The following is a 17,956-nucleotide window of genomic DNA, read 5'->3' as shown; positions in this document are numbered from 1 at the left end:
TGATAATGGAACTGAATTTGCTAATTTACATAATCATGATATTGATGTTTACTATGCTCATCCCTATTCAGCCTGGGAAAGAGGCACTAATGAAAGACATAATGGTCTCATTAGAAGATTTATCCCTAAAGGAGAACAAATAAGTAAATATACAGAAAAGCAAATTCAGAAAATACAAAACTGGTGTAATAATTATCCAAGAAAATTATTGAATTATTTTACTCCAGATGAATTATTCCAAAAAGAACTTCAATCTATCATTAACAGTTTATAAATAGTTTTAACTTTAATATACTTTATAACACTAGGTTTTTCTATGAGTGTTGCATTTAATATTGCAATTTAAGTTATTTTTTAAATTCAAATTATACTAAACAAGCTAATATTTTTTATAATTCTATTGCAAAAGTTCCCACTGGCAAGTCAAGACTATTATACAAATTGGCAGCAGCTGGATTATCCTGCCAGGCATAACGAAAATATTTAGGATTTTCAATATCTTTATGCCATAATAAAACCAGGTCTCCATCTAATACTGCTTCTGCTTTTTTATACTCTCTATTAACATCAGCAATTTCAAATCCCTGTAAATGATCACCTCTTATTTTTAATCCCTTTCCTATATTATTAAAAGAAATAATAATTTTGTTTTCAGATTTTTTAACTTCAGAAACATCTGGTCCACTATATATAATGCTTTTATTATAAGCTATATTTAATGCTGCCAAAAAAAATCTTTCAGCTATTCCAGCTTTATTTAAAGGATGTAAATCATTCCACTCACCTAAACCTAAGTTAACTGTCATTGCAGTGTTATTCAATTTAAGTGCTTCCCGCTGAACATTTCTAAAATTGGCCCAACCAAATTTATTTCCTTGCTTTGCAGAACCAAATTCAGGTAATTGCGCATAAATAAATGGTAATTTAAGATCAGCAAAACCTTTCCGCCACTCAGTTATCATCCTAGGAAATAGTTGCCTGTATTCTTCAGCATGTTTAGTATTAGATTCGCCTTGATACCAGAAAATGCCTTTGATAGTATAATTAAACAATGGGGCTATCATAGCATTGAAAAGTCCAGTTGGGTGCCATTGAATAAAAGTGCTTTCCTTTAATTCTTCTATAGTTGCAGCAATTTTATACTTCCATTTACCCTCTAAAGAAATATCTTGGTCCGAAAAAATTATTTTATATGGTTTATCTTTAACAAATTCACCTTGTCCCTTTTTTATAACCACGCGAACTGCAATTAAATTTTTGCCTCGCTTTAATAACTTTTTCGGTATCTCATATTTTCTGGGGGGATACTGATAAGTAACAGACCCAATTCTTTTATTGTTAATATAAACTGTATCTGCATCTACAATTCTTCCTAGCCATAGTTTTGCCTTTTTTTTGGCTAACTCATCACTAAGATAAAAATACTTTCTAAACCAGATTACACCATTTTTATTCAAAAAATTAATTTCACTAAAATCAGCCGGTAAATTTACCTCTAACCAACTAGAATCATTATAACTTTGCTTAAAAAAAGCAGGTTCTCCATTTAATCCTTCATCTAAATGATACAACTTTTTATACCACTTAGATTCAAAATAAATGTTTTTTTGTTCAACTTTTTTTATATAATTTTGATCAGAAAATTTATCAGCCAAATTAAGATATTGAGGAAATCCATGCAATGATTTTTTACTAACCCAGGCTTCTATTGGAGATCCTCCCACACTTGCATTGATAATTCCAATTGGAATTCCTAATTCATTTTTTAATTTTTTAGCTATAAAAAGTGCAACTGCAGAAAATTCATAAATAGTTTTATGATCTAACTTTTTCCAGAACGCATTTTTAAAATCATCATTCTTTTGAGAAAAATTATAAGAAATTGGTATTTTGAATTCTCTAATTTTACTAGTTTCAAAATTTTTTATTATTTCAGGATAAGTATCCTTAACCCTCCGCATTGGTAATTCCATATTAGACTGACCAGAGCATAGCCAAACCTCTCCCACGAAAATATCATTAACTATTATAGTTTCTAATGAAGAAGTTAATTTTAACTCATATGGACCACCAGCTGATTGGGGGGCGATTATAAGGGACCACTTACCATCTTTATCAGCAGTAACATGATAATTTATATTTTTAAACTCTAGCTTCATTTTTAGATAAGGAGGTGCCCATCCCCAAATTTTAACTTTTTTATTTCTTTGTAAAATCATTCCATTAGAAATTAAAGCTGGTAATCTAATTTTGCCTTTTTTATTATCAAAATGATCAATCATTTATTATCCCTTCTTAGTTAAATTGCTAGTATAATAATATCTTCCCAATATTTATTAAACTTTACTTGTCAGATTTAAAGAGCAGAAAAAAGAAGCTAACTTAATAAATAAGAAAACTTCTTTAATTTTTAACTAATCTAAAATAACTTTAATACTCCAGTTCTTTAGGTTTTCCAGTAATCTTAATATCTTTACTTACTATATTACTTGAAGTTAATTTTTGACTATATTGATCTGGCTGAGAACCGCCAATATAAATTTCATATTTTCCAGGATGCAAAATAGCGCTTCCTTCATCATCAATTAAAGCAAATTGTCTTGGCTTTAAATCAAAAGAGACTATTTTCTTCTCACTAACAGCTAATTCAACTTTTTTTATACCTTGCAATTCATATTTAGGGGCTGTTTTAGGCGCAGTAGTATTTTTTAAATACAGCTGAATTATTTCAGATCCAGATTTATTACCCACATTCTCAATCTCTACATTTACTTTGATTTTATCAGAATAATCAATGTCAATTTCAGTCTCGGAAATAGATAAATTTTGATACTTAAAGTTAGTGTAACTCAAACCAAATCCAAATGGATATAGTGGTTTTTTTCTCATAAATCTATATGTTCTATTTTGCATACTATAATCTTTAAAGTTAGGTAAATCTGCCATTGACTTAACAAAAGTTACAGGTAAACGTCCAGAAGGGTTATAAACACCAAATAAAATATCAGCTACTGCATTTCCACCTTCTTGACCAGGATACCAAGCTTCTAATATTGCAGTTGATTTTTTAGAAATTAAATTCAGTTCAACTGGACTACCATTAGTTACCACAGTAATGATTTTTTTACCTGTAGAAACTAGAGCTTCAAGCAGTTTTTCTTGCATTCCTGGAAGTTTAAGTTCTAATTTATCACCACCGCCATCTGAATTAGCAACTGCGCCTTCTTCTCCTTCAAGTTCTGGTGAAATACCTGGACAAAAAATTACTAAATCTGATTTTTCCGCTATAGTAACTGCCTCTGCAAATCCAGAATCAGGTTGATTTCCCCAGCTAGAGGGTTGGGTAGTTTTTAAATCACAACCTTGTGCATAATAGATCCTGGTCTGATCAGAAACAGCATTTCTAATCCCATCTAATAAAGTTACATATTTAGAAGCTAAACCACTATAATTACCAACCAAAACTTTTCTACTATCAGCATTAGGCCCGATAACTGCAATTGAATTAATTTTTTCTCTATCAATTGGTAAAATATCAGATTCATTTTTCAACATAACTATTGACTCACAGGCAACTTTGCGAGCTAGTTTATGATTTTTATTGCTATCATTAACTTTATAAGGAATTTTATTAAATGGAACCTTTGCTTCAGAATCAAACATGCCCAACTTAAATCTAGTTTTTAACAACCTTCTTACTGATTTATTTATTGTTTCTTCAGTTAAAAGACCTTTTTCTAGAGCTATTTCAATATTAGCATAAACACTGCCACAATTAAGATCACAACCTCTATTAATTGCTAATGCAGCTGCTTCTTCTGGAGAATTTACTACCTGATGGTTTTCATAAATATCTTTAATCGCACCACAGTCAGATACATAATGACCTTCAAATTCCCATTCATCACGTAAAATTTTTATCATCAGTTCTTCACTAGCACAGGCAGGCTCACCATTAACTCTATTATAAGCTCCCATTACTGCTTCTACTTTACCTTCTTTAACTGCATCGCGAAAAGCGGGCAAATAGGTTTCTCTTAAATCTTTTTTACTAACCTTAGCATCGAATTCATGCCTTTCATTTTCTGGGCCACTGTGAACAGCAAAATGCTTTGCACAAGCAGCAGCTTTAAGATATTGAGGATGATCTCCTTGAAGACCTTTAATAAAAGCAACCCCCAAACGTCCTGTTAAATAAGGATCTTCTCCATAAGTCTCTTGCCCTCTGCCCCAGCGAGGATCCCGAAAAATATTTATGTTTGGTGTCCAAAAAGTTAAACCTTTATAAATAGCTCTATCATCATGTTTAACTGCTTCATTATATTTAGCTCGAGCTTCATCTGCAATGGTGTCTGCAACTTCACACAAAAGATGCTCATTAAAGGAAGCAGCCATTCCTATTGCCTGGGGAAAAACTGTGGCAGTTCCAGCTCTTGCGACTCCATGCAAACATTCATTCCACCAGTTATATTCTTTAATATCAAGTCTTTCAACAGCTGCAGAGTAATAAAGCATTTGTCTTACTTTTTCTTTTAAACTCATTCTAGTTAATAGATCATCAACTCTGTCTTCTAACGGTAAACTTTCATCTTTAAATTTTTCTTGCATAATTACCTCCAAAATAAATATTAATTTTAAATCATAATTATTTAAATTTAATTTGTTTATTTATATATTTTTCTATTATATTCATCCGCAATAGAAGAAATTCTATAAAAGTAAGTATTTACTCTATCTCGCCATTCTATAGAATTTTCTAATTGCAGTTTTAGACGATTTTTTACATTGTTATAAACTTTAGCATCAATTTTATCAGCTAAACCTTTCCACAAAATCTGCAATCTTTCTACTCCTTCTACTCCAGCAAAATGACTATCATAAATATGTTGAATTAGTGTTTTGCCTGAACTTAACATATATGTGTATGGAACATGATGAAAAAACAGTAGTAGCTCATCAGGACAGCTTGCCATTGATTCATACATTTCAGCATTTTCTTCAAAATATTGACCAGTATAGCCTGTTCCAGTTTTAACACTTCTATCAACACCTATTCCAAAGTGATTAGCTCGATGATAAGTTCCCCAACGTGAATACTCATAGCCATCCACATTAACACCATAATGATGATCAGGATTTACCATCCAGCCAATTCCTAAAGGAACTGTGTAGTTTTCATAAATTGACCAGGATGAAAGTAACATTTCTGAAATAGTTGATAAAACTTCTGGATCATCTGTATAAGTTAAACCAATCCATTCTTTAGTAATTATTTCAGCTGTAAGACTCGGCTCCCAGGCTAACCTGCCATAACCATATAAATTTGCTTGAGCCAGGTCGTGACCGGTCCAGTTGTAATCATCTCCAACATTAACTACTGCAGCAAAACCAGTGTTTGTTTGACTAAACATATCACCTGAAATAATTTTTTTTACTTGAGATTCTTTACCTTTAGCATAAGTATCAAAATCTAAAATTTCTTTCCATTGAGGAATCAAATAACAAAGATCTTTTTGCTGACCAGTATATTCTTGAGTAATTTGCAGTTCAAGTAGCTGATTAGTTTTCGGCATTGCACCAAAAAGTGGAGTAACAGGTTCTCTGACCTGAAAATCCATTGGACCATTTTTGATTTGTAAAATTACATTATCATTAAATTCACCATCTAAATACTTAAAATTATCATAAGTTGCTTTTGCACGATCGGTTTTATAATCACGCCAATCCTGCTGGCAATTATAGACAAAACAACGCCAGATTAAGATGCCGCCATAGGGCTCTAGCGCTTCAGCTAACATATTTGCCCCTTCTGCATGATTTCTACCATAAGTAAATGGTCCTGGCCTTCCTTCAGAATCAGCTTTAACTAAAAAGCCACCAAAATCAGGAATCTCTTCATATATTTTTTTAACTTTATTTTGCCACCAGTTAATAACTTGATCTGCCAAAGGATCGGCAGTTTTTATGTTAGAAATTTCCATTGGAGAAGCATAATTAATGCTAAGAAAGATTTTGATCCCATAAGCTGAAAATATATGATATATTTTCTTTACTAAATCAAATTTTTCTGAAATTAACTTTGTTTCTTCTTCAAACACATTAACATTATTAATTGAAATAGAATTAATTCCTACTGAAGCTAATAAACGAGCATAGTCTTTAATTCTTGTTAATTTTTTTCTTAATTTATTATCTTTATAGAAAATTGATTTACCTGCATAGCCGCGTTCAATACTACCATCTAGATTATCCCAATGATTTAACATTCTAATATTATTTGCTGCTTGCTTAAATAAATGAATGTTTTTTAAATCTTTTTTTAGTTTCAACAGTTCAAAAATTTTGAACAATCCATAAAGTTTAGAATTAGAATTTTTAGCGGCTAAAATTAGTCTATTATCTTTGTTAACTAATAAAAATGCATCTTTTTTTTGATCATTATTTAGTTTTTTAATTTTATTATCATTTTTTATTATATTATTTTTAAAATCAACAATACAAAGTTTAGCTGATTCTGGCTCAGATACAAAATTAACTTTTTTGTTAAATAAATTTCCAATTGCTAATTCTAATTCTTCAATTATTGATTTTTTTATTTTCTGATCATTAATTTCTAAATAAATATCGCTAAATAGATCAGCATACTTTTCTCGATAATCCTGTTCTAATAGTTGATACTTTAACCAGGCTGCAGAGTAATTCTTTCCTGTATCCATTCTATAATCCTCCTTCAACAATCTAACCCTTAACCCCTGTGGTTGCTATTCCTTCAACAAAATATCTCTGAGCAAAGAAAAACAGAGTTATACTTGGTAATAAAGCTAATAAGGACATAGCAAATAATGATCCCCAACTAACAGCAGCTGTATTATCTAAAAATAATCTTAAACCAAGTGGAACTGTAAACTTACCAACATCATTAATATATAATAATTGATTCAAAAAATCATTCCAGGACCACATAAAAGCAAACAAACCTACACTAAAAATAGCTGGTTTAGTATTCGGTAATATAACATACCAAAAAATAGCAAAGTAACCACAGCCATCTATTCTAGCTGCCTCATCGATTTCTCTTGGAATACCGCGAATAAACTGTACCATTAGATAGATAAAAAATCCTCCTGCAAATTGAGCTGCAATGGCTGGTACTACTAAAGGAAGATAAGAATTTATCCAACCAAAACGTGAAAATAATACGTAACGTGGTATCATCAAAACCTGCTGGGGAAGCATTAATGTCCCTAATAATATAGCAAATAAAATTTTCTTAAAAGGAAAATTAAGTCTGGCAAATGCATACCCAGCCATAGTTGTACTAAATATAGTTCCGATTACAACTAGAATTACAACAAAAAATGAATTTTTAAAAAAAGTCCCAAACGTATGCTGGGGAAGTGCCGACCAACCATTAATATAATTTTCCCACTGCCAGGTTCCTTTTGGTATTAGTCTAATACCTGTAAAAATTTCATTATTCGGTTTAACACTACTAAAAAACAACCAGAACATTGGATATAACATAAATATTGTAAATAATATCAAAAATATATATTTAAAATAAAGTTTTCTGTTTTTCATTTTATCTCCTCTCCTATTCACTTTCATAATATACCCAGTGCTTAGCTGATAAAAATATCAATCCAGTAAAAATTGCTATAATAAATAATAAAGTCCAGGACATAGCACTTGCATATCCCATTTCTAATCTTGTAAATGCAGTATTATAAATATGCAAAACAGTAAATAAAGTTTCATTCATTGGTCCACCTTTTGTGATAATAAAAGCCTGGGTAAAAACTTGAAAAGAATTAATAGTTTGTAAAACAAAATTAAATAAAATAATTGGTGATAACATAGGTAATGTTATCTTAAAAAAGCTCTGAAATTTACTTGCTCCATCAACTCTAGCAGCCTCATATAATGAAGTAGGTATATTTTTGAGTCCAGAAATAAAAATAACCATTGAAGAGCCAAATTGCCAGACTGCTAAAACTATCAAAACATACAAGGCCGTATCAGGGCTTGAAATCCATGGTTTACCACGAATTCCAAAAATATTTAAAACATTATTAATCAAACCAGAATAGCCAAACAACTGGGTCCACATTGCTGCTATAGCAACACTTGCTCCAATCAGTGAAGGTAAGTAAAGTGCACTTCTAAAAATACCTACTCCTTTAATATTATCTTTTAATAACATAGCAATAAATAAAGCAAAAGCAAGCTTAAGTGGAACTGAAATAATTACATATTTTAAGGTAACCAGAATAGATTTAATAAATTTACGGTCATGTAAAAGGTGAATGTAATTATTTAAACCGATAAAACTACTAGTCCTTAGATTTGTTTTTTGAAAAGACATAATTACTGATTCTAAAAACGGCCATAATGTAAAGACGAGAATTCCTATTAACCAAGGGGCGAGAAAGACAAAAGCTGCCACAGCTTCTTTACTATCAAATTTTTTCCTTAATTGTAGATTACTTAGTTTAGACCTCATATTATCATTCCTTTTTAAAAAATAATCAATGATTTGGGAGATTTAAATCTCCCAAATCAAAATAGACTAATAAAATAACTTTAGTTTCCCATATCATTAATTTCCTGCATTAATTTATGAGCAGCTTCAGCTACACTCATTTGACCATAACCTATTCGTTGACCATATTCAGGAAATAAGTTTAAAGCCATATCGCCATAGCCTGATGGCCCTGCATAAGCAAGTTTAAGCTTTCTTTCTAATATTTTATTTACTACTTCAATTACTTTAGTATCATTTTCGCTTAGACTATCCGAATTTCTCAATAAAGCTTCTCTTTGGGAAGTAGTAGGTAATACACCACGTGATGTTTTTAAAACTTTAGCTGCTTCTGGACTTGTTGTAAACCATTCAATAAATTTAGCCGCTTCTTTTGGATGTTCAGAATTTTTGGCTACTGAAAAAATCAAACCTGGTCTTGCTAAATCGCCTGATTCACCATTTGGACCAAGGGGAAGAGGCAACATATTTAAATTGTCATTAGTCTGATCTTGATATCTACCAAAAGTACCTGTATAATTTATTTCAAAAGCAACAGTACCTCTAATTAACAGAGAATTAGCAGAAAAATCATTTAAAGATGAAATAGCAGTAGGAGCGACAGCATTGCTATCTCTTAACTCTTTAAAATAAGCATAAAATTCTTTCAGATCTTGTTCATCAAAAGTTAGTTCTTTATTATTAAAAGGAAAGGCACCTTTTTTATTTAATTTAGCATAACCAAAATATTTAAAGATATCAAAACCCATGCCATTTTTTATAGTTGACCAATCTGGTGCACCATAAATTTTACCGTCTGATTTCTTGTATACTTCAATGAACTTATTTTTCATATCTTCCCAAGTATATGGAGTTTGCAATGGTTCAATATCTAATTTGGATAGTAATGTTTTGTTTTGATTTAATACCATACCATTAACAGATAAATTAACTCCATACATTTTACCATTCATAGAACAAGCTTCAACATATTTAGAATTATGTCCACTAACATCAACCATACCTGTGATATCTGTTAATCCATTAAGCTCTAATAAGTCTGGATACCATTCCATAACAGTTGTAAAAATATCAGGTGCATTTCCTGCAGTTACTTGAGACATTAATTTATTTCTATAACCATCAAAACCAGAATATTCAGGTACAAGATCAATGTTAGGATTTTCTTGCTCATATAATTCAATTGCTTTTAAAGTAGCTGTGTGTCTAGTCTCAGAACCCCACCAGGAGATTCTTAACTTTATCTTTTTATCTTTAGCTCCTACAGAAAAACTAGTTGAAACTAAAACTAATAAAATCATTACTAATACAATAAGTGGACTTTTTTTAAAAATCATTTTTTTACCTCCATTTTTTGATAAATATGATTAAAGTTAATTATATAAATATTCCTAATATTTTTATCTAACCAATTTTATTTATTTAATTCTTAATTGAAAATTAAATAAAACTAATTCAAAAATTAAGACTTTTTATCCCAAAAAAACTTTTAGTGTTTTTTATAATTACTTTAGTATATTAATATTACTAACATATCAGTTAAACTGCAGAAGAAATTTTTTATTTAAATCCTATTGGCATCATGATGCCAATAGGATTTCCTTATTCTGCTATTTAAACAAAAACTTAATTATTAAGTATATATTGATTAAGTTTTGCTTCCAATACTTCCTGACGACCTGAACTATTTTTTATTGAACCCATTTCTAAAGCATAATCTGCTAATCCATCAAATCCAATTTCTTGTTTAACTATCTTAGCTCCAATTCCTTCTTTATAACTAGAATATCTTTCATCAATAAAATCTTCAAAATAATTATCAGCTAACATTTTGCTGGCAATTTTTAAGCCTTTAGCAAAAGTATCCATTCCTGCAATATGCCCATGCAGAAGATCTTTCATTTCAAAAGATGGACGTCGAACTTTAGCATCAAAGTTTAGACCTCCAGAACCAAGCCCATCATTCTTTAAAATTTCATACATAGCAAGAGTTGTCACATAAATATTAGTAGGGAATTGATCAGTATCCCAGCCTAATAGTAAATCTCCCTGATTGGCATCAACACTTCCTAACATATCATTAATTCTAGCATAATGCAGCTCATGCTCAAAAGTATGTCCAGCTAAAGTTGCATGATTTGCTTCAATATTAACCTTAAAATGTTTATCCAAATTATACTTTCTCAAAAATGCAACTACATTAGCAACATCAAAATCATATTGATGTTTGGTTGGTTCTTTAGGTTTTGGTTCAATTAATAGCTGCCCTTTAAACCCTATTTTTTCTTTATAATCAACTGCCATTTCTAAAAAACGAGCTAAATTATCCTGTTCCAGAGCCATATTTGTATTAAGTAAAGTTTCATAGCCTTCTCTACCACCCCAGAAAACATAATTTTCTCCCCCTAATTTTTGGGTAATTTCCATAGCTTTTTTTACCTGAGCTGCTGCAAAAGCAAAAATATCAGCATTTGGAGAAGTAGCAGCCCCATTCATAAAACGAGGATGAGTAAACATATTTGCAGTTCCCCAGAGTAATTTTATTCCTGTTTCTGACATTTTTTCTTCTATCACTTCAACAACTGCATCTAAATTAGCATAACTTTCTTTAACTGTAGAACCTTCTGGAGCTATATCTCGATCATGAAAGCAGAAATAAGGTGCTCCCAGCTTTTCCATAAAAGTAAAGGCACCTTCAGCCTTAGCTTTTGCTCTTTCAACCGGATCACTAATTTCAGCCCAGGGATAAACTCTTGTTCCTGCCCCAAAAGGATCATCACCAGTAGCTGAAAAAGTATGCCAGTAGGCAACAGAAAATTTTAAATGATCTTCCATTGTTTTACCAGCAATCTCTTCCTCAGGGTTATAGTATTTAAAAGCCAGGGGATTATTGGAATCAGGGCCTTCATATTTAACTTTTTCAAATTTTTCAAAAACATTTTCCATATTATTACCTCCACTTTATTTTAAGATTTATCATTCCTGAAAATTAATTTAAGTATTAATTTAAGTATTAAATTAATACTATTTATATTATTCTAGACTAAATAGGGATATCCTGCTTAAATTTTCAATTTTTTTATTTTTTAACTTAATTCCTTATTTTTAGTTGTCATATCAATCCAGACTGCCAGAATTAAAATTAAACCTTTAATTATTGACTGCCAGAAATTTTCTACATTCATTAAACTCATTCCGTTATCAAGGCTGGACATAACTATAGCCCCAACTACTGCCCCTCCTACTCGACCAATACCGCCAGCTAGACTAGCACCACCAATTACACAAGCTGCAATTGCATCAAGTTCTGCTCCATCACCAGCTGCTACAGAAGCAGCATTTAAACGCGAAGTTAAGAAAATACCTCCTAGAGAAGCCATCAAACCATTGATCATAAAAACAAATAAAGTAATTTGTTTTATATTAATACCAGATAATCGAGCAGCATCAGTATTACCACCAATTGCATAAATATGGCGGCCAAATATTGTTTTATTAGTAATAAAAGAAAATAAAGCTAAAAATACAGTCAAGACAAGTAATGGTACAGGAATACCACGATAAGCATTTAAAACTAAAATAAAAATTATTAATAAAGCTACAGAAGCAATTATTCGTATTATTTCCAACTTTAAAGGTAACACTTCAAAGTTATATTTTAGTTTATTACGGCGTCCATTCCACTGAATAAAAATAATTATAACTGCAGCAATTATTGCAAAAATTATTCCAAATTCTTTACTTAAATAGCCTTTTCCCAGGTAATAAAAAAGATCTCCCATTGGTCCAATAGTTGTTCCCCGGGTAATTCCAACCAGAATCCCTCTAAAAATCAACAAGCCCCCCAAAGTTACTATAAAAGAAGGTACATTGCGATAGGCAGTCCACCAACCATTCCATAACCCCATAATTAATCCCAACAGTAAAGTAATCCCAATTGATAAGAGGGGATTCATGCCCTGCCAGACATCAAAAATAGCTACAATTCCTCCTGCCAGACCAACAATAGAACCAACTGATAAATCAATGTGCCCCATAATAATAACTAAAACCATCCCTATGGCCAGCATAGAAGTAAATACTGATTGCCGAAAGAGGTTAGAAATATTTCGGGGAGTCAAAAAAGATCCTCCAGTAGTAATTGTAAAAATAATCCAGATTGAAACTAAAGCAATTATCATCATATAAGTTCTAAGATCAAACTCAATTTTTCTCTTTTCAGCCATCTATTTTCCCTCCTGTAGCATAAACCATTATTTCTTCCTGACTAACATTTTTATTCTGATTAGCAAATTCTTTAGTTATTTTTCCTTCATGCATAACTAGTATACGATCACTCATTCCAAGTACTTCAGGGAGCTCAGAAGAAATCATAATTATTCCCATGCTATTTTCAGCAAAATTTTTCATTAATCCATAAATTTCTTGTTTAGCTCCAACATCAATTCCTCTAGTTGGTTCATCTAAAATTAAAACAGCAGGCGTTTCTAAAAGATTTTTGGCCAAAATAACTTTTTGCTGATTGCCACCACTTAAATTAACAATTTTAGTATTTAAAGAAGCAGTTTTAATCCGCAGCTGGTTTACCAATTCACTTGCTTGAATAATTTCTTGATTTTGATCAATTACAAGCATCTGCTTAAACCTTTTTAGAAAAGAAATAGTAATATTCTCTTTAACACTCATTGGCGGCATTATCCCAAACCTTTTCCGATCTTCAGAAACAAGAGCAATTCCATTATTTAATGCTTCTCGGGGAGAATCAATATTCAACTCATTTCCATTTAAATAAACATTACCAGACTTTTGTCCAGGCCAATAACCAAATAAAGTATTAGCTATCTCAGTCCGACCTGCTCCTATCAAACCAAAAATACCTAAAATTTCTCCTTGATGAAGAGTAAAATTAATATTTTCAACTATTTCTTTATTATCCCAATTACTTAAAGTTAAACCATCAACTTTTAAAATTTCCTTTCCAGCTTGATTGTTTTTTTGAGGATACATATTTTCAATTGAACGTCCTACCATCATTTTAACAATTTCACGTTCATCTAAACTTGATTTATTATCCCCTCCTATATATTCTCCATCCCTTAAAACAGATATATAGTCAGCTATTTCAAAAACTTCATTTAATTTATGAGATATATAAATACAGGTTACTCCATCATTTTTTAAATCACGTAAAATATCCATTAATAATTCAACTTCATTGTCAGTTAAAGATGCAGTCGGTTCATCTAAAATTAGCAAACGAGAATTTTTAACCAGAGCTTTGGCAATTTCAATTAACTGCTGTTTGCCAACTCCCAAATCTCCTACTCTAGTAGTCGGTTTTACATCTTCCAGCTTGAGTTTAGTTAACCATTTTTGTGTTTCAGCATACATCTGATTCCAATTAATATAACCAGCACGAGCTATTTCATTACCCATAAATATATTTTCAGCGACATTTAAATCTTTAAATAATGTTAGTTCCTGATGAATAACAGCAATTCCATTTGCTTCCGCCTGATGAATGTTTTCGAAATTTACTTCCTGACCTTCAATTAAGATCTGGCCTTGATAACTGCCAGCAGGATAAACCCCACTTAAAACTTTAATTAAAGTTGACTTTCCAGCTCCATTTTCACCACAAAGAGCATGAATCTGGTTGCTCATAATTTTCAAAGAAATATTGTCCAATGCTCGTACTCCTGGAAAATCTTTAATAATATTTTTTGTCTCCAATAAAATATCAGGCAAATATAACAACTCCTTTCTTTAATAAATAATACTAATTACTATAGTTTAATGTTTTAATAAAAGGAGCAATAAAGCTCCTTTTATTAAATTTTATTTTAAATTACTCTGCTGGCCATTCTGACTGAGGAATATTTTTATAAACTTCTTCCATTGAATGAAATCCATCTGCTATAACTGTTTTTACCATATTTGCCTGGTGAACCTGGATTGGAGTTAATAAAACAGAAGGAACATCATATTTACCATTATTAATTGCCCCATTTGTTTTAATATCATTTCCCTTAGCAATATTAACTGCTATTTCTGCTCCACGAGTTGCAATATTATTAATTGGTTTATAAATAGTCATTGTTTGAGTTCCTTCAACAATTCTTTGACAAGCAGCTAAATCTGCATCCTGACCTGAAACTAAGACTTTGCCAGCCAGTCCTTGTTCTGCTAAAGCTTCAATTGCCCCACCTGCTGTACTATCATTAGAAGCTACAATTACATCAATATCATTATTGTTAGCTGTGAGAGCATTTTCAATAATACTTAAAGCCTCTTGAGGCAGCCAATCCTTTGCCCATTGATCACCTACAATTTCTATTTTATCTTGATCAATATAAGGCTGTATAATATTCATCTGACCTTCTCTAAATAATTTTGCATTATTATCAGTTGGAGAACCACCTAATAAAAAATACTTTCCACTAGGTTGTCTATCTATTAAAAATTGAGCCTGTAATTCTCCTACTCTAACATTATCAAAAGACAGGTAATAATCAACGTCACAGTCCATTAGCATTCTATCATAGGCAAGTACTGGAACATCATTAGCATGAGCTTCTCTTACAATACTTCCCATAACTTTTCCATTATGAGGAACTACTACTAAAACATCAATACCTTGAGTAATTAAATTTTCAGCCTGAGATAATTGAACCATATCATCACCATTAGCTGACTGGACAAGCACCTTTGCTCCCAGTGCTTCTGCTTTTTCAACAAATATATCACGGTCATGCTGCCATCTTTCTAAACGCAAATTATCCATTGATAATCCAATTACAAGTTCATCTTGAGCTAAAACTAAAGCTGAACTAGCTAAAATTAATAGGCATAATAAGATTGAAATAGCTAAACTTTTCCGCATTAAAAATTCCTCCTTTAATTTTTTATAATTAGTTATAAGTAATAGATAAGTAAAGAAACATTAAACTATTTAAAATCACCTCCCTTTATTTAGTTTGAAGATCTAAAAGTAATCAAACTTTAAATCTTTAATTTAATTTAACTTAACTTTACTGAAAAAATTTCTTTCGGCTGTCAGCTCAATTTTATCTCCTATCAATTCTACTAGATTAGTTAATCTAATATCAGTTGAAGAACTTCCCAACATAAATTCAAATTCACCTGGTTCAACAACTAGATTCATATCTTTATCGTAAAAGGCCAACTGCTCAGCTTTTAAAATAAATGATATTCGCTTTTTTTCACCTGCTGCAAGTTCAACTCTTTTAAAACCTTTTAATGATTTAAGTGGTCTGGTTAAGGAAGCAATTTTATCTTGTACATATAACTGGACAACCTCAGTTCCAGAACATTGCCCGATATTTTCTATTTCAGCCTGAATAGTTATCTCACTATTGCCAGAAAATTTTTGAGGACTAATTTGTAAATTAGCATAAGCAAATTCTGTATAACTTAAACCAAATCCAAAAGGATATAAGGGCCTATTACCTGTGAAAACATAATCACGATAATGTGACATATGACGTCTATTGTAATGAATTGGCAGCTGACCGACATTTTTGGGGATTGAAACTGGTAATTTCCCCCCCGGATTATAGTCACCAAATAAAATATCAGCTACTCCATTACCACCTTCTTCACCTGGCAGCCAGGCTTCTAAAATTGCTGCTGCGTTTTCTGCAATCCACTGACTAGATAATGGTCTTCCATTAACAAATACTACTATTACAGGTGTACCTGTTTTTACTATTTCTTTTACCAGCTCTTCCTGCACACCAGGCAGATTTAAAGATGTCCGATCATGATGTTCACCGGTTGTATCAGTAGTATTCTGCAACTCGCTTAAAAAAGCCCCTCCTTCAAAATCTACTACTTCATCTTCACTATTTTCATTTTCTCCCATGCCTGACAAACCAGATTTTCCCCCCACCACTACCACTGCTACTTGGGAAGCTTGGGCAGCTTTAACAGCCTGACTAAAACCATCCTTATTTTGATCCATTATGTTACAACCAGCTGCATAATTTAATTTAGTTTCTGAAGAAATTTTAGCTTTTATACCAGCCATAATACTAACAATATCAACAGCATCTTCTTTGCTATCAACATGAGCACTGTAAGCATAATCTCCCAGCAGATTTCTAGTACTAGCTGCTGATGGTCCAATTAAAGCAATTGATTCGATCTGTTTAGACAGAGGTAAAATAGCAGATTCATTTTTTAGCAGCACCATTGTTTTACGAGAAGATTCCCGGGCCAACTCACGCTGTGCTGGTGTTTCAAAAAGAGAATTAATTTGATCAGTATTAACATAACGTTTTTCAAAAATGTTTGTTTTAAATTTAGTCAACAAATGCCTACTAACAGCTTGATCAATAATTTTTTCGGAAATCAATCCTTCTTTTACTGCTTTAACTAGATTATGGCCATAACATTCAGTTTCTGGCAGCTCAATATCAAGTCCAGCAGATAAGGCTTTAATACCTGCTTCTTGTAAATCAACTGCAATTTTATGTTCATTATAAAGCATTTTGATACTCCAATAATCAGAAACTACTATACCATCAAAACCCCATTCGCCTCGCAAAATATCTGTTAGTAATTGTCGAGAAGCAGCACAGGGAATACCGTCTATATCATGGTAAGCATTCATTACTGAACCAGCTTTTGCGGTTTTAATTGCTGCTTCAAAAGGAAATAAAAAAGTTTCTCTTAATTCCCGTTCCGATAAATTAACTGGAGCATGATTTCTGCCGCCTTCTGAATAACTATGGCCTGCAAAATGCTTTAAAGTAGCTATAATTCCTTCACTTAATTTTTCTCCCTGCAGACCTGCTACGTAAGCATTTACCATCTCAGCCACTAAATAAGGATCTTCACCAAAAGTCTCTTCCACTCGTCCCCAACGTAAATCTCTTGCTACATCTGCAACTGGAGATAAGGCAAGATGAGCACCAATAGAACGCAGCTGCTTTCTAATTACATCTGTTTGCCTTTTTAATAATTCTGGTTCCCAACTACTGGCAATTCCAATTGATTGGGGAAAAGTGGTGCCTCCTTTTCCCATATAACCACTTAAACATTCTTCATGAATAAGAGCTGGGATTCCAAGTCGTGTTTCTTCAGCTAAATATTTTTGTACCTGATTAGCCAGCTCAGCAGCTTTTTCTGGTTCAAGCGCACTCGCTCCAGCTATTCTGGTGATTTGTCCAATTCCATTTTTTAAATATTTTTCAGCTTTTTGCTGAGAAAATTTACCTGCTTCCATTATTTTATCAGGACCAACTGAACCTAGTTGGGCTACTTTTTCTTCTAAAGTCATTTCACTTATTAAAATTTCTACTTTTTCAGCAGCTGTATAACCTTTTAAATCAAATTTTGTCATTTAAACATCTCCTTAATTAATAAATTTAATTATCAGTTGAATTAAAA

The 17,956-nt window shown here is 31.7% G+C and carries 12 protein-coding genes; 1 reads left to right on the top strand and 11 read right to left on the bottom strand.

Translation table 11 applies throughout. From position 1 onward, the window contains the following. Window positions 1-274, top strand: a 274-nt coding sequence (locus BMZ74_RS09260) for an IS30 family transposase (RefSeq protein WP_143070154.1), incomplete at its 5' end; no start/stop codon positions are given. A 115-nt stretch (window positions 275-389) separates the two neighbouring features. Here the strand turns inward: BMZ74_RS09260 and BMZ74_RS09255 are convergent. The 11 genes from BMZ74_RS09255 to BMZ74_RS09205 form a co-directional block, all read right to left on the bottom strand. Continuing rightward, the gene (locus BMZ74_RS09255; RefSeq protein ID WP_089861966.1) at window positions 390-2,282 is read right to left on the bottom strand and encodes a sialate O-acetylesterase; all 1,893 of its coding nucleotides are present in this window, start codon (window positions 2,280-2,282) and stop codon (window positions 390-392) included. Between the two features lie 148 nt (window positions 2,283-2,430). After that, the gene (locus BMZ74_RS09250) at window positions 2,431-4,608 is read right to left on the bottom strand and encodes a glycoside hydrolase family 3 C-terminal domain-containing protein (protein ID WP_089861965.1); all 2,178 of its coding nucleotides are present in this window, start codon (window positions 4,606-4,608) and stop codon (window positions 2,431-2,433) included. 56 nt (window positions 4,609-4,664) lie between these two features. Further along, entirely contained in the window at window positions 4,665-6,716 is a 2,052-nt protein-coding gene (locus BMZ74_RS09245) for an alpha-glucuronidase family glycosyl hydrolase (RefSeq protein WP_089861964.1), read from the bottom strand. 22 nt (window positions 6,717-6,738) lie between these two features. Next, window positions 6,739-7,581, bottom strand: coding sequence for a carbohydrate ABC transporter permease (locus tag BMZ74_RS09240; protein WP_089861963.1), 843 nt, complete (start codon window positions 7,579-7,581; stop codon window positions 6,739-6,741). Between the two features lie 13 nt (window positions 7,582-7,594). Further along, the gene (locus BMZ74_RS09235) at window positions 7,595-8,503 is read right to left on the bottom strand and encodes a carbohydrate ABC transporter permease (protein ID WP_089861962.1); all 909 of its coding nucleotides are present in this window, start codon (window positions 8,501-8,503) and stop codon (window positions 7,595-7,597) included. Window positions 8,504-8,583: 80 nt separating this feature from the next. Beyond that, the gene (locus tag BMZ74_RS09230; RefSeq protein WP_089861961.1) at window positions 8,584-9,879 is read right to left on the bottom strand and encodes an ABC transporter substrate-binding protein; all 1,296 of its coding nucleotides are present in this window, start codon (window positions 9,877-9,879) and stop codon (window positions 8,584-8,586) included. 289 nt (window positions 9,880-10,168) lie between these two features. Then, window positions 10,169-11,488: a xylose isomerase gene (gene xylA / locus BMZ74_RS09225; RefSeq protein ID WP_089861960.1), complete on the bottom strand. Its 1,320-nt coding sequence runs from the start codon at window positions 11,486-11,488 to the stop codon at window positions 10,169-10,171. Window positions 11,489-11,628: 140 nt separating this feature from the next. Continuing rightward, window positions 11,629-12,768, bottom strand: coding sequence for a sugar ABC transporter permease (locus tag BMZ74_RS09220; protein ID WP_089861959.1), 1,140 nt, complete (start codon window positions 12,766-12,768; stop codon window positions 11,629-11,631). Beyond that, the gene (locus BMZ74_RS09215) at window positions 12,761-14,290 is read right to left on the bottom strand and encodes a xylose ABC transporter ATP-binding protein (protein WP_089861958.1); all 1,530 of its coding nucleotides are present in this window, start codon (window positions 14,288-14,290) and stop codon (window positions 12,761-12,763) included. Before BMZ74_RS09215 ends, BMZ74_RS09220 begins: the two co-directional genes overlap by 8 nt. Before the next feature lie 100 nt (window positions 14,291-14,390). Beyond that, window positions 14,391-15,425: a D-xylose ABC transporter substrate-binding protein gene (gene xylF / locus BMZ74_RS09210; RefSeq protein ID WP_089861957.1), complete on the bottom strand. Its 1,035-nt coding sequence runs from the start codon at window positions 15,423-15,425 to the stop codon at window positions 14,391-14,393. A 132-nt stretch (window positions 15,426-15,557) separates the two neighbouring features. Beyond that, window positions 15,558-17,909 (bottom strand): glycoside hydrolase family 3 N-terminal domain-containing protein, encoded by a 2,352-nt coding sequence (locus BMZ74_RS09205; protein ID WP_089861956.1) that lies wholly within the window; start codon window positions 17,907-17,909, stop codon window positions 15,558-15,560. Window positions 17,910-17,956 lie beyond the last annotated feature (47 nt).

This window comes from Halanaerobium salsuginis (assembly GCF_900114545.1).
Taxonomy (GTDB): domain Bacteria; phylum Bacillota; class Halanaerobiia; order Halanaerobiales; family Halanaerobiaceae; genus Halanaerobium; species Halanaerobium salsuginis.
The sequence above is the reverse complement of the archived record's forward strand: the minus strand, read 5'-3'. Positions and strand labels throughout refer to the sequence as shown.

Excerpts from the sequence above, each read along its gene's own strand:
- BMZ74_RS09255 (WP_089861966.1), bottom strand. The coding sequence starts at position 2,282 with ATGATTGATCATTTTGATAATAAAAAAGGCAAAATTAGATTACCAGCT.
- BMZ74_RS09250 (WP_089861965.1), bottom strand. The coding sequence starts at position 4,608 with ATGCAAGAAAAATTTAAAGATGAAAGTTTACCGTTAGAAGACAGAGTT.
- BMZ74_RS09245 (WP_089861964.1), bottom strand. The coding sequence starts at position 6,716 with ATGGATACAGGAAAGAATTACTCTGCAGCCTGGTTAAAGTATCAACTA.
- BMZ74_RS09240 (WP_089861963.1), bottom strand. The coding sequence starts at position 7,581 with ATGAAAAACAGAAAACTTTATTTTAAATATATATTTTTGATATTATTT.
- BMZ74_RS09235 (WP_089861962.1), bottom strand. The coding sequence starts at position 8,503 with ATGAGGTCTAAACTAAGTAATCTACAATTAAGGAAAAAATTTGATAGT.
- BMZ74_RS09230 (WP_089861961.1), bottom strand. The coding sequence starts at position 9,879 with ATGATTTTTAAAAAAAGTCCACTTATTGTATTAGTAATGATTTTATTA.
- xylA (WP_089861960.1), bottom strand. The coding sequence starts at position 11,488 with ATGGAAAATGTTTTTGAAAAATTTGAAAAAGTTAAATATGAAGGCCCT.
- BMZ74_RS09220 (WP_089861959.1), bottom strand. The coding sequence starts at position 12,768 with ATGGCTGAAAAGAGAAAAATTGAGTTTGATCTTAGAACTTATATGATG.
- xylF (WP_089861957.1), bottom strand. The coding sequence starts at position 15,425 with ATGCGGAAAAGTTTAGCTATTTCAATCTTATTATGCCTATTAATTTTA.
- BMZ74_RS09205 (WP_089861956.1), bottom strand. The coding sequence starts at position 17,909 with ATGACAAAATTTGATTTAAAAGGTTATACAGCTGCTGAAAAAGTAGAA.